Source organism: Deltaproteobacteria bacterium, from assembly GCA_016178705.1.
GTDB lineage: Bacteria > Desulfobacterota > Binatia > HRBIN30 > JACQVA1 > JACOST01.
Genome location: JACOST010000001.1, coordinates 143,307 through 156,216, shown reverse-complemented (window position 1 = coordinate 156,216; position 12,910 = coordinate 143,307). Strand labels below are relative to the sequence as shown.

Sequence of the window (12,910 nt, the reverse complement as noted above, 5' to 3'; positions counted from 1 at the left end):
CTCAAACGGCCACCTTCAGTTGCGACGGCTACGGCTTTTTGAATTCGCGGGCGCCCGACTGCGCGAACATGTCGGCGGCGGCTTGCTTGGCCGTGCTCTCATCGCCCTGGGCGAGCGCCGCGCGGAAGCGTTGCGCGACCGCTCGCATCAGCATGGCCTCGGCGGGGTCAAGCCGATCGGCGAGCGCGGCGAGGTTGTCCATCGCCAGGCCGACGCGCGCCAGCGCGGCGGGAGCATCGCCGCGGTCGCGGGCGGCCATCGCTTCGATCAGCCGCGCGCGCACCGCCGGGATCGCCGCGCGCGCGGGTTCGCCGAGCACGATCTCCAATTCGGAGAGGCGTGCGATCACTTGCTCGATGGCGATCGGTACCGCAGGTTGATGTTCGTCGGCCATTGTGGCAGCGGCAGCGCGACTGCACTGTACGAAGTCGGCCAGCGAACTGCAACGGAGGTAGGCATGTTGTTTGTGATCATTGGACACGACGCGCCGGACGCGAGAGAGAAACGGCCACAGCATCGCCCGGCACATCTCGCCCACTTGGAACCGCTGGCGCAGGCCGGACGCGTGCGGCTGGCGGGTCCGTTCACCGACGGGAGCGGAAGCCTGATCATCCTCGATGCGGAGTCGCGCGAGGCGGTGTGGGCGATCGTCAGCCGCGATCCCTATGTGATCAATGGCGTGTTCAACTCGGTCGAAGTGAAACCGTTCATGCAGGTATTCCCGCAGATCGCGGCATGAGTAGCCGACCACCGCGGGACGCGCCGGCGCCGTTCCGTCGTGCTGTGTATCGCACGGTGAAGCGAATCCCCTCCGGCCGCGTGGCGACGTACGGACAAATCGCCGCCATCGTCGGCCATCCGCGCGCGGCGCGCGCCGTCGGAACGGCGCTGTCCTGGCTGCCGGCGGCAATCGAGCCGAGCGTTCCATGGCAGCGGGTGATCAACGCGGCGGGACGGATCAGCCATCGCGGTGATGTCTATCGGCCGGAACTGCAGCGCCGGCTACTTGAAGACGAAGGGATCGAGTTCGATCGCGACGGTGTCGTCGACCTGCGCCGCTTTCGCTGGTGCGGGCCGCGCCGCGAGCATCCAGTGCGGTTGCGGGTTGCGCTGCGAGACTAGCGGGCGATTCAGCCGACCGCTTTGCGGTGCGGCAAGAGGAGGCCAACCTTGTGGCGATGCCCGGCAACCCGACGAGCAAAGGGCAGGGTGACGACGAACTGGCCACTGGCGGCGCCCGCCGGGCCATGAGCCAGGGTGAATACGCCGCGGCGGATGTAATCGGCATCGAAGTGCAACGCGCTGCAGATGTTCTCAAACGAGAACGGCCAACTGTTGTCGCGCGCCGCGAACCAACGCGTGGCATCCTTCGCCAGGCGCTGCGGTCGCACGCTCGGGTTGCCGCAGTGCTTGAGCAGGGTCAGCACGGCCTCTTCCAGCACCGCCAGCATGAGGCGACGCTCTGGTGAGAGCGAAGGCGGGTAGGCGGATGCGAAATATTGTTCGGGCACCATGATGTCGGGCGCGAGCAAAGATCCAGCGGCCTCGTATACCGGCATGCACGACTCCGTCGGCCTCAGGCCGGCCCAGCGGGGACGACGCGATCCATCGGTGGTTCTTCCCGCAGTACTTCCCGCGTTGCCTCCGCGAGCGGCAGGGTGACGAAGGTGAGCAGCCAGCAGAGGCCCGGTCCGGTCATGTCATCGACTCTAACTCGGCGACGGGGGGTAAGGTTCCCAGTATGGCTCCAACGGCTCGAATCGGGCGCGCAACGGCTGGCTTTCGGTGGCGAGAAGCCCATTGAACGCGTGAACGCGGCGCGGCGCGGCGTTTCATTTCAGCGCGAGTGGCAAGCACTCGCCGGAGTACGCTTCCGCACACCCAGGACAGCCCGGCATGCGCCCTCGCAGGGAACGGGGCACTGATCTTGCAAACCCGATCGGGGCACGACACCATGGTGGACATGATCGAACTACGTGACCTCACCAAGCGTTACGGCGACGTGATCGCTGTGGATTGCGTCAATCTGCACGTGCCGGCCGGCGAGATCTTCGGCTTTCTCGGTCCCAACGGAGCGGGAAAGACGACGACGATCCGCATGATGATGGGTTTGCTGCAGCCGACCGAGGGCAGCGTATGGCTCGGCGGCCACCACCTCAGTGCCGATCCGTTGCGCGCCAAACAAATGTGCGGCTTCGTCCCGGATCGTCCGTACATCTATGAGAAGCTCACGGCGAGCGAATTCCTCGCCTTTGTCGCCGGACTCTATAGCGTTCCCGACGGATTGATGGACAAGCGGCGGGCCGAGCTGCTGGATCTGTTCGACCTCACCAACTGGGCCGACGACTTGGTCGAGTCGTACTCGCACGGGATGAAGCAACGCCTGACGATGGCATCGGCGCTGATTCACGGACCGCGGTTGTTGATCGTCGACGAACCGATGGTCGGGCTCGATCCGCGCGGGGCGCGCTTGCTTAAGCGCACCTTCCGACAGCTCGCCGCCGAGGGCGTCACGGTCTTCATGTCGACCCACAGCTTGGAGGTGGCGGAAGAGACCTGTGATCGCGTCGGCATCATCAATCAGGGCCATCTGATCGCCGTCGGCAGCGTCGACGAGCTGCGCCAGCAGGTGGGCAGCGCCGATCACCTGCCAATCGAGTCGTTGTTCCTCACGCTCACGGGAGGGATCGAGGGCGACGGCGCGGTGGGTGGGATGCGGGTCTGACTATGCCGCGCGCCAACGGCCGACTGGCCGTGCCGCTCGCAACGCCGTTGAATGAGTTGCACGGGAGCCCCGGCGGCGAGCTGGCGGGCCTTTCGCTGCTATTGCAGCCGCGTTGGCTGGCGGCGCGTAACCGCACTCGGCGCTTGACCCGTGCGGGGCGGATTCAAGCGGCAGTGTTGGCGCTGGTCGCGCTCGGGTTCGGCGCGGCGGTCTTCATCTTCTTCACTCGCGCGTTGCGGTACTTCCTGTCGATTCCGGATCTCGGCCCGGTGCTGGCGTACAAGCTGCTCGGCATGGTGCTGATGACGTTCTTTTCGATCCTGTTGTTCTCGAACATCGTCGCGTCGCTGTCGACGTTTTTTCTCTCCCGCGATCTCGATCGTCTGGTGGCGGCGCCGATCCCGCCGGCACGCTTCTTCTACAGTCGGCTGGGCGAGACCCTCCTCGACTCGTCGTGGATGGTGATCCTATTCGCGATTCCGGCGTTCCTTGCGTATGGCACGGTGCATCATGCCGGCCCGCTCTTCTATCTCGCCGTCGTTGGAACCTTGCCACCGTTCTTGGTGATTCCGGCGGCGATCGGCATCACGCTCACTGCCGTGCTGGTGAACGTCTTCCCGGCGCGCCGGACCAAGGACATTCTCTTCCTGCTGTCGATCGTCGCCGTGGCTGTGCTGTACTTGTTCTTTCGCCTGCTGCAACCGGAGCGGCTGGTCAATCCGGAGGCGTTTGCAAACTTCATGGACTTCCTCGGGGCGATGCAGGCCCCCGCTTCGCCGCTACTGCCCAGCACCTGGGCCGCGGAGGCGATCTCTCCCTCGCTTGGGCTGCGCGAGGGCTCCCCGTGGTTTTACTACGGGCTGCTGGTCACCACGGCCGCGGTCGTCGCGATGGGCAGCGAATTGGTCATGCGGCGGCTCTTCCTGCCCGGCTGGACCAAGGCACAGGAAGGTCGGCAGGCCCGGTTGACGCAGCAACCGGCGTGGGAAGCCCTGTTGCGCTGGGCGACCTGGCCGTTCTCGCCGCAGACACGTTTGATCTTGATCAAGGACGTGAAGACCTTCTTTCGCGACACCAGTCAGTGGTCGCAGCTCATTCTGCTGCTGGCGCTCGTGGTCGTGTACGTCTACAACTTCAGCGTCCTGCCGCTGCAGGGCAATCCGCTGGTGACGTTCTACTTCAAGAATGCAATCGCCTTTTTGAACCTGGCACTGGCCGGTTTTGTGGTGGCGGCCGTTTCGGTTCGTTTCATTTTCCCGTCGGTGAGTTTGGAGGGGAAGGCCTTGTGGGTGCTGCGCACGGCGCCGCTCAGCCTGCGCCGAGTGTGGTGGGCGAAATTCTGGGTGGGGTTGGTCCCGCTGTTGGTGCTTGGGGAGGTGCTGGTCTTAGCCACCAATACCTATCTGCGAGTGATGCCATTCATGATGTGGTTGTCCGCGCTGACCCTGTTTGGGATGACGTTCAGCATCGTCAGCCTCGGTCTGGCGGTCGGGGTCACGTACCCGAACTTCGATGCCGACAACGCCGCCCGCGTGGCTGCCGGAACCGGTGGCCTGGTCTACATGGTCCTGTGCATGTCGTTCATTGCGGCGGTGGTCGGCTTGGAGGCCTGGCCGGTCTATGTTCTGTTCACGAGCTGGCTGCGGGGAGGCGTGATCGCCGCCGGCGCTTGGCTGGGAATCGGAACATCGTTGGCGGGTGCGTTGGGGGTGACGGTGGCGGTGTTTGTGGCCTCAACCCAGTATGGGCTGCGCCGACTCGAGGGGATCGAAGACTAAGGCGAGCGAGGTCCCACCGGGCAGCCGTTCGGATCAGATTTTCATTGCCCGGGGTATGCAATGGTGATAATCGTCCAACCGTTATGCGCTTCGGAACGGACACTGCGGAAACGCAGCATCGTGTCACGAGCCCCGAGGAACGGCTGCTGCTCGCCGTCATGCAGTCAGCCTTTTGGGATTTGGAGCACCGCGACCCCGCCGAGCGCGACCGGGCGCAGCGCTACTTCTTGAGCGAAGGCGACGATCATCCGTTCAGCTTCGAAGCGATTTGCCGGCACTTTGGCTGGTCCCCTGGGCGGATTCGCAAGCAACTATCGCCTCAGCTGATCACGCTGGGCCCCGAACTGTTACGGCCCCCACTGCGTCAGGTTGCCAGCCGTTGATCCACCGCTCATCGCCGGGCAGGTTCCGATCGCCGGTGGCAATAACACTCTCCGATTTCCCAGACAAAAGGGGTGCCGTTGGCGCGTCAAGTCGCCTCGGTAGGGGTAACACCCCACAGGGTTGACTGACCCGTGGGCGGCTCTTATTCTTCGCCCGACAACGGAACCTGGCGTGTCGCAGCTGCGATCCGAATCGATGTCCGAAACTGTAGTTGGCGCGGCCGCGTCCGCTGGCGATCCGTACCTGAGCACCGAGGTCGGCGGCGTGATTCTCGCGGGAGGTAAAAACAGCCGTATGGGCGGCGAGGACAAAGCCTTCCTTACGGTCGATGGTCAATCAGTGTTCGAGCGGACCTTGGCATTGTTGCGGGGGTGCTTTCCGCAAGTGGTGGTGGTCAGTAACTCTCCCGAGAAGTACCGCGGCTTCGACGTGGAAATCACCAGCGATGAAGTACCCGGTCTCGGACCGCTCGGCGGCATTCATGCGGGGCTCTCGCGGTTGCGGACCCCTTACGCTTTCGTGGTGGCGTGTGACATGCCCTTCCTGCGAATTGAGCCGATTGGGTTTCTAGTGCGTCGATTGAATGGACAAGACTCCATCATCCCCGAATGGGAGAGCGACATTGAGCCGTTGCACGCTTTGTACGCAACGCGGCTGCGGGATCCGATTGCGGCAGCCCTGCAGCGCGGCGTCCGCGCTATTCGCAACCTGCTGCCGGCGCTCAACGTCGACTACGTACCTGAGGCTGAGATGCGAGCCGTCGTGGGTGCCGCCGAGTCGTTTCGCAACGTCAACACGCCCGAGGAAGCTGCACGCTTTGCCGTGCGCCGACGCGCAGTGAGGTAGGAGCCGTTGACGTCAGCGGGTACCCGGCAGTAAGCTGCCGCGGCAGGTGACCTCGACAATCAGGTGTGTAGCTGTGAGGCCGTCATCTCGCCAGATTTCATCCCGCTAGGTTCTATCCGACGACTTAACAATGACCTGTCAACCGCGTCGCGACGCTTGAGGCTTGTGAACGAATGGAAGAGGGAGTGATCCGCGCAGCATTTGAAAAGTGGACCGCTGGCCGTGACCCGGTGGCGGCGCGCATCGCGTTGTTCGAACACGTGCGCGATATCCCCTACACCTACCCGGCCAGTCGGAATCCGGCCGAGGTGCTGCGCCAACGCGTCGCGTCCTGTTCCGGGAAGCACTACCTGTTGGGCGAGTTGTTCCGCATGCTCGGGCTCAAAGTGCGCAACATGATCTGCCGCCACCGCTTCGACGAATCGTCGTTGCCGTTTCCAGACGAGATGCAGGCGCTGCTGCTCAAGAATGAGATCGTCGATTTTCACGACTATCTGCAGATCCAGGTCGACGGCCAATGGATTGAAGTCGATGCGACCTGGGAAGGTGGCCTGCGCGAGTTCGGGTTTCCGGTCACCGAGCAATGGAACGGGAGCGACCCGATGCTGCTCAGCGTTGTCGTCGACGAGGAATTCGTCGTGCAAGGCGACCCGGCCAAAACCAAAGAAGAAATGCTCTCCAAGCTGACCCCACGTCAGCGCGCGCTGCGCAAGCAGTTCCTCGAGTTGCTCAGCGCCTGGTTGCAAGAGATCAGCGCCGAGATCCCCCGCGAGGCCGTCGCCGAATGAGTGCGGCGGCGAGCGCGGACGAACTGGTCGACATCGTCGACGAACAGGACCGTGTCGTCGGTCAGACGACGCGGCGCGACATCCGCGCCCGCGGCTTGCGTCACCGCAGCACCTATGTGCTGCTGTTCAATCGAGACAGTCAGCTGTTCGTCCATCGGCGGACGGTTACGAAGGACGTTTACCCAGGCTACTACGACGTGACGTTCGGCGGCGTCGTGGCGGCGGGAGAAGATCACGACGCCGGGGCACAGCGCGAGTTGCGCGAAGAAGCGGGGGTCGCCGGCGATCGGCTGCGGCGCCTCTTCAGCTTCCAGTTCGATGACGACACGAACCACATCAACGGCGTCGTCTACACGGCGACCCACAATGGAGCACTCGCGCTGCAGGCCAGTGAAGTGGCCAGCGGCGAGTGGATGGATCTGGATGCGGTGATCGAACTGGCCCAGCGTGAACCGTTCTGTCCCGACGGGATCGAAGTGCTGCGCCTGTACCTCGACCGACTCAATCAGGCGCGATCTCCCGCGGAGTAGCCACGCGTCAGTGCGGCGCGGCCATCGCGATCGTGCGCACGGCCTGCATCAGCACGATCTTCTGCGCGCCGGCGGCGCTCTCAATGGTGACTTCCTGGCCATCGATGGCAACGACCGTGAACATCCCCGGTGCTGACATGATCACTACTGTATCCCCGATGCGTACCATGAATCGCCTCCGCCCCGCCTCTATAGCGGCCGGCGCGCGGCGGGGCAAAGGGCGCGTTGCCGGTCTGAAAATGGTGTGGTAGCGTCCGCCGGTCATGGACAACGCATGCCGCGAAGAACATTGGATGCGAAGAGCACTCGAGGAAGCCGCGAGCGCCGCAGCCCACGGGGAAGTGCCGGTGGGCGCGGTGGTGGTGCGCGACGGCGCTGAATTGAGTGGCGGGCACAACGCGGTCATTCAGTCGGCTGATCCGACAGCGCACGCGGAAATCGTCGCGTTGCGGCGTGCGGCGACCGTGATCGGCAACTATCGGTTGCTTGGTTGCACTGTCTTCGTCACGCTCGAACCCTGCGCGATGTGCGTCGGCGCGCTGATCCACGCGCGGGTCGATCGTGTGGTGTTCGCCGCCGCCGACCCCAAGGCCGGCGCGTTGGGTTCGGTATTCGATCTCAATACCGGCGTGCTGAACCATCGGCTGGATGTTCAAAGCGGGGTATGCGCGGATCAGAGCGTGGCCCTGTTGCAGGCGTTTTTTCGAGCCCGGCGTGGCGCGGGCGAGATGATGCCCGCGGCCGAACGCGAACTGTCGGCGCAATAGCTTTTGGAGAGGTGGCCGAGCTTGGTTGAAGGCGCACGACTCGAAATCGTGTGACCCTAACGGGTCCGGGGGTTCGAATCCCTCCCTCTCCGCTCTTGTCTTCATCACAGTTGCCGGCTGTTGCCACGATGCGCTGCCGGTGAAGGAGATTACCGATGCGTGGTCTCATGCAAGATGGTCCGTTGACGTTGTCGCAGCTCGTGCGGCGTGCCGAGCGGATGTTCTCCACCGTACCGTTAGCCAGCCGTACGGCGGACGGGATGTTCCGCTACACCTATGGCGAGGCCTGCCGCCGTGTCTATCGGCTCGCCAACGTGCTGAAGAAGCTCGGCGTCAAACCGGGCGATCGGGTCGCCACCTTTGCTTGGAACAACCATCGGCACTTCGAACTGTATCTCGCGATTCCCAGCTTCGGTGCGGTGTTGCACACGGTCAACATCCGGCTGTTCCCCGAACAGATCACCTACATCATCAACCACGCGGAAGACACCGTCGTGTTCCTCGACGACTCGCTGGTGGCACAGTTGGAACCACTGGCGGCGCAATTGCGTTCTGTGCGTGCCTTCGTCGTGATGGGCGACGGACCGCTGCCGTCGAGTTCGCTCGCACCGATGTATAGCTACGAAGAGTTGTTAGAAGAGGCGCCGGAAGAGTTCGCCTTTCCCGACCTCGACGAACGATCGGCGGCGGGCATGTGTTACACGTCGGGGACGACCGGCAATCCAAAGGGCGTGCTCTACAGCCACCGTTCGCTGTTCCTACAGTCGATGGCGCAAGCGATGACCGACGCCATGGGTATCTGCGAGCGCGACCGCATCCTGTCGATCGTGCCGATGTTCCACGCCAACGCCTGGAACATGCCGTTCACCGCGACGATGGTGGGGGCGGAGCAAGTGTTTCCCGGCACTCAGCCGACGCCGGAGGGTATTGCGCGGCTGATCCAAGACGAGCGCATCACGGTGGCCGCGGGCGTGCCGACGATCTGGATGGGCGTGCTCGGTGTGCTCGACCAGAAGCCGTACGATCTCTCCAGCCTCCGCTGTATCCCGTGCGGCGGCTCCGCGGTGCCTCCGAGTTTGATCGAATCCTACGACAAGCGCGGCCTGACCATTGTTCAGGCGTGGGGCCTCACCGAAACCGCGCCGTTGGCGACGCTGTCGCGCGCGCGCAAACACATGGACGCGTGGACCCCCGCGCAGCGGGTCGCCGTTCGCGCTAAGCAAGGGACCATCATGCCGTGCTTGGACATCCGCGCCGTCAATGACGACGGGCGCGAAGTGCCGTGGGACGGCCAGAGCGTCGGCGAGCTGCAACTGCGCGGCCCGTGGGTGATCAGCGAGTATTACAACGATCCGCGCAGCGCGCAGGCCTTCGCCGATGGATGGTTCAAGACCGGCGATGTCGCTAGCATCGATGCCGACGGCTTCGTGCAGATCACCGATCGCGCCAAGGACGTGATCAAGAGCGGCGGCGAATGGATCTCCAGCGTCGAGTTGGAGAACGTGATCATGGGCCATCCGAAAGTGCTCGAAGCCGCTGTGATTGGCTTGCCGCACGAACGATGGGGGGAACGTCCGCTCGCCTGCGTGGTGGCCAAGCCCGGGCAGACCATCACGAAGGACGAGATCATGACGTTGCTGCGCGAGAAGGTCGCCAAGTGGTCGCTGCCGGAGGACGTCGTCTTCGTCGAGTCGATTCCGAAGACCAGCGTCGGAAAATTCGCCAAGCGCGAGTTGCGTGAGCAGTTCGTGAATTACAAATGGGGGGCCAGGGGCTAGGGGTTGGGGGCTGGTAGGACTCCGCCGCCCTCCACAATGTCCCTTCCCGCATTCATCGATGCGATGCTGCGGCCCGAGTTCTATTCGCATCGACCGCGCGAAGTCACCCTGGTTCAGAGTCACATCTCCTACGTCCTGCTCGCTGGCGACGAGGTGTACAAGCTGAAGAAGCCGGCGCGCTTCTCGTTTCTCGACTTCTCCAGCTTGCAACAGCGCCGCCACTTCTGCCACGAGGAAGTTCGCCTCAATCGTCGACTCGCGCCCGACGCCTACCGCGGCGTAGTCGCGATCTGTTCCCACGATGGCGGCTATCGGCTCGGGGATGAGAGCGACGCTGGGGCCGTCGAGTACGCCGTTCACATGCGGCGGTTGCCGGACGACCGCATGCTCGATCGATTGCTCGAACGCGGCGCGGTGACGGCGGAGATGATCGACGCCGTCGTTGCGCGGCTGGTCGCCTTCCATCGCGCGGCCGACTGCGGTGCAGAGGTCACGGCCAACGGCGATCCCGCGGCGATCTGGCGCGTGTTGGAGGAGAACTACGACGGTGTGCGCCCGTTTCGCGATGTCACCATCGCGTGTGGCGACGACGACGCGATCCAGTCATTTGCGCGGGAGTTCATGGCGCGTCACGACGCGCTGTTTCGCCGCCGACAGGCCGAGCAACGCATCCGTGATTGTCACGGCGATCTGCACAGCGAGCATGTCTGTTTCGCCGACGATGGCTTGGTGATCTACGACTGCATCGAGTTCAACCAGCGATTGCGCTACTGCGACGTAGCGTCGGAGATTGCGTTTTTGGCGATGGACCTCGACTATCACGACCGCCCCGACCTAGCGGCGCACCTGATCGCGAGCTACGCCGCGCATGCGAACGATCCCGAGTTGCCGCGGCTCGCGCCGTTCTACCAGTGCTACCGCGCGTACGTGCGCGGCAAAGTCGACAGCCTGAAGAGTGTCGAAGGTGAAGTCAGTGAAGCCGGCCGCGCTGCAGCGCGCACGAGCGCGCAACGGCACTTCGCCTTAGCCTACCGCTACACCTGGGTCGAGCATGCGTGCGTGGTCGCCATCTGCGGACTCAGTGGTTCGGGTAAGTCAACCATCGCGGCGGCGCTGCGCGCCCGCACCGGCTTTGTCCACGTCAACTCGGATGTCGTCCGTAAAGAGCTCGCCGGCATCGCGGCCAATGCGCCGCGCTCGGCGGCGTACGACGAAGGCATCTACGCGGCCGAGCAGAGCGACGCGACCTATCGCGCAATGATCGAGCGGGCTCGTGCTGCGTTGGCAGCGGGGCAGGGCGTCATCATCGACGCCACCTTCCAGCGCCGGCGCGACCGCGACGGATTGCGAGCGCTGGCGGCGGAGCTCCGCGTGCCCGTGCACTTCGTCGAGTGCCAGTGCAGCGAGGAAGAAACGCGCCGCCGCCTCGATGCGCGTGGCGTCAACACACCATCGGATGCCGACTGGAACGTGTACGTCGAGCAACGCCGCCGGTTCGAAGCCTTTGCTGCCGAAGAGGCGCGCATCATGGTGGATACCAGCGCTGCGCTCCCGGACATCGTCGGCGCGATCGAGTACGCGCTGCGACGCTGATGCACGAGCGGAAGGAGGATGCTCCTATGTTGCACGGATCGATCAATCACATCTCGATCACAGTCCGCGAATTGGTGACTGCGATGCGCTTCTTTCGTCCGCTGCTAGAGTTCCTCGGTTTCGCTGTCGGCGAGATTGAATACTACAAGCCCGCCGACGCGCGGCTGACCGTCAACATCAACGAGAAGAACGGCGTCGCCTTCAACATCTGGCAAGCTAAGTCGGGCCTCGCCGATCATCCGTTCGAAGTGTACGAGGTAGGATTGCACCACGTTGCCTTCAACGTCGCCACGCACGACCGGGTGGATGAAGTGGCGCAGCTCATTCCGCAGATCGGCGGTCAGATCATCGACGGCCCCGGTGAGTGGCCCTTCGGCCCGGGCGGCTACTACGCGGTCTACTTCCTCGGCCCCGACCGGCTAAAGTTCGAGGTCGTCCACATGCCGCTAGCCGAACGCCGAGCGCGGGAACGCGGGGATCAGTAACCGCGAGAGCCCGGGCTGGCGCCGCCTCGTCATTGGGGGAACAGATGTTCCTGCCTGTCCAGGTATTCTTCGTGAGGAGGATATCGATCTACTCCCTAGGCGTGCTTCGACAAGCCTGTCCTGAGCCGAGTCGAAGGGCCTAGCACAAGCGATGATCGAACGGTTTGAAAGGACCTCATCGCCCTGAGCCTGTCGAAGGGTCTTCGCGTTTCTCGACAGTCTCAAGGCATAGAAATTGTCCGCGTCGATGACCACGCCGCGATCTTGCAGCTCTGGGCTAGATAGCTGCGCGAGGTGATCTAGATGACCACTTCCGGCTTAGCCCTTTGATGAACCACCACCAAGAATGTCCGTCATCTCAGCGTCATCGACGATTCTGTATCTCCTCATCAACTGTGCCCATAAGAGCATCGCGAGCACCCAGCCGCCGGTAGCCCCTAACACTACCGCCATTCCTGCACCCCACGGCAATTCGTTCTCACCCCCATGAACAGAAACCGCATTGTTAGCTCCAGTTCTCTGGGCATCCCAGTCCAATGCTTGCAACGCGACAAAGATGCCCAATAGAACACCCAAAATGCTGAGTGCGACGCCGCTGACCCACGCGACGCTCTTCCTTCCTCTACTAGGCCGTTCAGGAGTCACGACCATCGGGGTGCCAATGACGAGTCTAGTCCTTGCAGCTCACGCCTTCAAAATGTCCGCCGCGGCATTGAGCGCGGTGACCGCTGCCGGAACACCGGCGTAGCACGCCGTCTGCATCAGCACTTCGATCAACTCTTCGCGCGTGATGCCGAGGTTGAGTGCGCCCATCAGGTGGCCCTTCAGCTCGTCGATCTTGCCGAGTGCGGCGAGTTGGGCGACGGTACACAGGCTGCGGCTGCGCAGATCGAGATTCGGCCGCGACCAGAACATGCCGAACACAAACTGGGCGACCAGTCCGAAAAACTCCGGCGCCAGTTTGTGCCCCGGCAACTCCTGCCCGCCGGCGCGTGTCCCCCACAACTTGCCTGCCACTTCGCGCCCGCGCGCGAGATAATCCGGTTGCTCCGCCATTGGTTCTCTCCTCTCTCTCAATGATTGATACAGCGCTCGGCGTATAGGCCGCGACCGCATCGTCGTGCAAGGGCGCACCGCCAAGAGCGCGGAGACCGCAGAGAGGAGTGTGGAGTTGCGTCGGGCTCCTTCGTGGTCTCCCGCTCTATGGCTCGGCGCTCTCGGCGCGCTCTGCGGTGA

At 63.6% G+C, this 12,910-nt stretch carries 16 protein-coding genes and 1 tRNA gene; 13 read left to right on the top strand and 4 right to left on the bottom strand.

Annotated features, from left to right (window positions below; all coding sequences use genetic code 11):
* Positions 1 to 28 precede the first annotated feature (28 nt).
* Positions 29 to 394, bottom strand: coding sequence for a hypothetical protein (locus HYR72_00675; protein MBI1813468.1), 366 nt, complete (start codon positions 392 to 394; stop codon positions 29 to 31).
* Between the two features lie 63 nt (positions 395 to 457).
* On the opposite strand from HYR72_00675, the gene HYR72_00670 reads away from it, so the two are divergent.
* Together HYR72_00670 and HYR72_00665 are read left to right on the top strand one after the other, a co-directional pair.
* Positions 458 to 739 carry a hypothetical protein gene (locus HYR72_00670; GenBank protein MBI1813467.1) on the top strand — a complete coding sequence of 94 codons (282 nt, stop codon included), beginning with the start codon at positions 458 to 460 and terminating at the stop codon, positions 737 to 739.
* Positions 736 to 1,122, top strand: coding sequence for an MGMT family protein (locus HYR72_00665; GenBank protein ID MBI1813466.1), 387 nt, complete (start codon positions 736 to 738; stop codon positions 1,120 to 1,122). Before HYR72_00670 ends, HYR72_00665 begins: the two co-directional genes overlap by 4 nt.
* A gap of 8 nt (positions 1,123 to 1,130) precedes the next feature.
* On the opposite strand, the gene HYR72_00660 is transcribed toward HYR72_00665, so the two are convergent.
* Positions 1,131 to 1,559, bottom strand: a complete 429-nt coding sequence (locus HYR72_00660; protein MBI1813465.1) for a hypothetical protein — start codon at positions 1,557 to 1,559, stop codon at positions 1,131 to 1,133.
* A gap of 404 nt (positions 1,560 to 1,963) precedes the next feature.
* Between HYR72_00660 and HYR72_00655 the strand changes: the two genes are divergently transcribed.
* From HYR72_00655 to HYR72_00630, 6 genes are all read left to right on the top strand, one after another.
* Positions 1,964 to 2,725: an ABC transporter ATP-binding protein gene (locus HYR72_00655; protein MBI1813464.1), complete on the top strand. Its 762-nt coding sequence runs from the start codon at positions 1,964 to 1,966 to the stop codon at positions 2,723 to 2,725.
* A gap of 2 nt (positions 2,726 to 2,727) precedes the next feature.
* Positions 2,728 to 4,503, top strand: a complete 1,776-nt coding sequence (locus HYR72_00650; protein MBI1813463.1) for a hypothetical protein — start codon at positions 2,728 to 2,730, stop codon at positions 4,501 to 4,503.
* 83 nt (positions 4,504 to 4,586) lie between these two features.
* Positions 4,587 to 4,886 carry a hypothetical protein gene (locus tag HYR72_00645; GenBank protein ID MBI1813462.1) on the top strand — a complete coding sequence of 100 codons (300 nt, stop codon included), beginning with the start codon at positions 4,587 to 4,589 and terminating at the stop codon, positions 4,884 to 4,886.
* 196 nt (positions 4,887 to 5,082) lie between these two features.
* On the top strand, positions 5,083 to 5,733 hold the full coding sequence (locus tag HYR72_00640) for a molybdenum cofactor guanylyltransferase (GenBank protein MBI1813461.1): 651 nt from the start codon (positions 5,083 to 5,085) through the stop codon (positions 5,731 to 5,733).
* 173 nt (positions 5,734 to 5,906) lie between these two features.
* Positions 5,907 to 6,521, top strand: coding sequence for a hypothetical protein (locus HYR72_00635; GenBank protein MBI1813460.1), 615 nt, complete (start codon positions 5,907 to 5,909; stop codon positions 6,519 to 6,521).
* Positions 6,518 to 7,051, top strand: a complete 534-nt coding sequence (locus HYR72_00630) for an NUDIX domain-containing protein (GenBank protein ID MBI1813459.1) — start codon at positions 6,518 to 6,520, stop codon at positions 7,049 to 7,051. Before HYR72_00635 ends, HYR72_00630 begins: the two co-directional genes overlap by 4 nt.
* 7 nt (positions 7,052 to 7,058) lie before the next feature.
* On the opposite strand, the gene HYR72_00625 is transcribed toward HYR72_00630, so the two are convergent.
* Entirely contained in the window at positions 7,059 to 7,220 is a 162-nt protein-coding gene (locus HYR72_00625) for a hypothetical protein (protein ID MBI1813458.1), read from the bottom strand.
* A gap of 94 nt (positions 7,221 to 7,314) precedes the next feature.
* Here HYR72_00625 and tadA point away from each other — a divergent pair, with 94 nt between their 5' ends.
* The 5 genes from tadA to HYR72_00600 all read left to right on the top strand — a co-directional run bounded on the left by tadA (position 7,315) and on the right by HYR72_00600 (position 11,674).
* Positions 7,315 to 7,818 carry a tRNA adenosine(34) deaminase TadA gene (gene tadA, locus HYR72_00620; GenBank protein MBI1813457.1) on the top strand — a complete coding sequence of 168 codons (504 nt, stop codon included), beginning with the start codon at positions 7,315 to 7,317 and terminating at the stop codon, positions 7,816 to 7,818.
* 5 nt (positions 7,819 to 7,823) lie between these two features.
* Positions 7,824 to 7,910 (top strand) — tRNA-Ser (locus tag HYR72_00615).
* A 75-nt stretch (positions 7,911 to 7,985) separates the two neighbouring features.
* On the top strand, positions 7,986 to 9,596 hold the full coding sequence (locus HYR72_00610) for a long-chain fatty acid--CoA ligase (GenBank protein MBI1813456.1): 1,611 nt from the start codon (positions 7,986 to 7,988) through the stop codon (positions 9,594 to 9,596).
* Between the two features lie 36 nt (positions 9,597 to 9,632).
* Complete coding sequence (locus tag HYR72_00605) at positions 9,633 to 11,189, top strand: AAA family ATPase (GenBank protein ID MBI1813455.1); 1,557 nt, start codon at positions 9,633 to 9,635, stop codon at positions 11,187 to 11,189.
* Positions 11,190 to 11,215: 26 nt separating this feature from the next.
* A complete protein-coding gene (locus tag HYR72_00600) occupies positions 11,216 to 11,674 on the top strand; it encodes a VOC family protein (protein ID MBI1813454.1) in 459 nt (152 codons plus the stop codon).
* A gap of 684 nt (positions 11,675 to 12,358) precedes the next feature.
* Here HYR72_00600 and HYR72_00595 read toward each other — a convergent pair.
* Positions 12,359 to 12,730 carry a carboxymuconolactone decarboxylase family protein gene (locus tag HYR72_00595; protein ID MBI1813453.1) on the bottom strand — a complete coding sequence of 124 codons (372 nt, stop codon included), beginning with the start codon at positions 12,728 to 12,730 and terminating at the stop codon, positions 12,359 to 12,361.
* Positions 12,731 to 12,910: the final 180 nt, after the last annotated feature.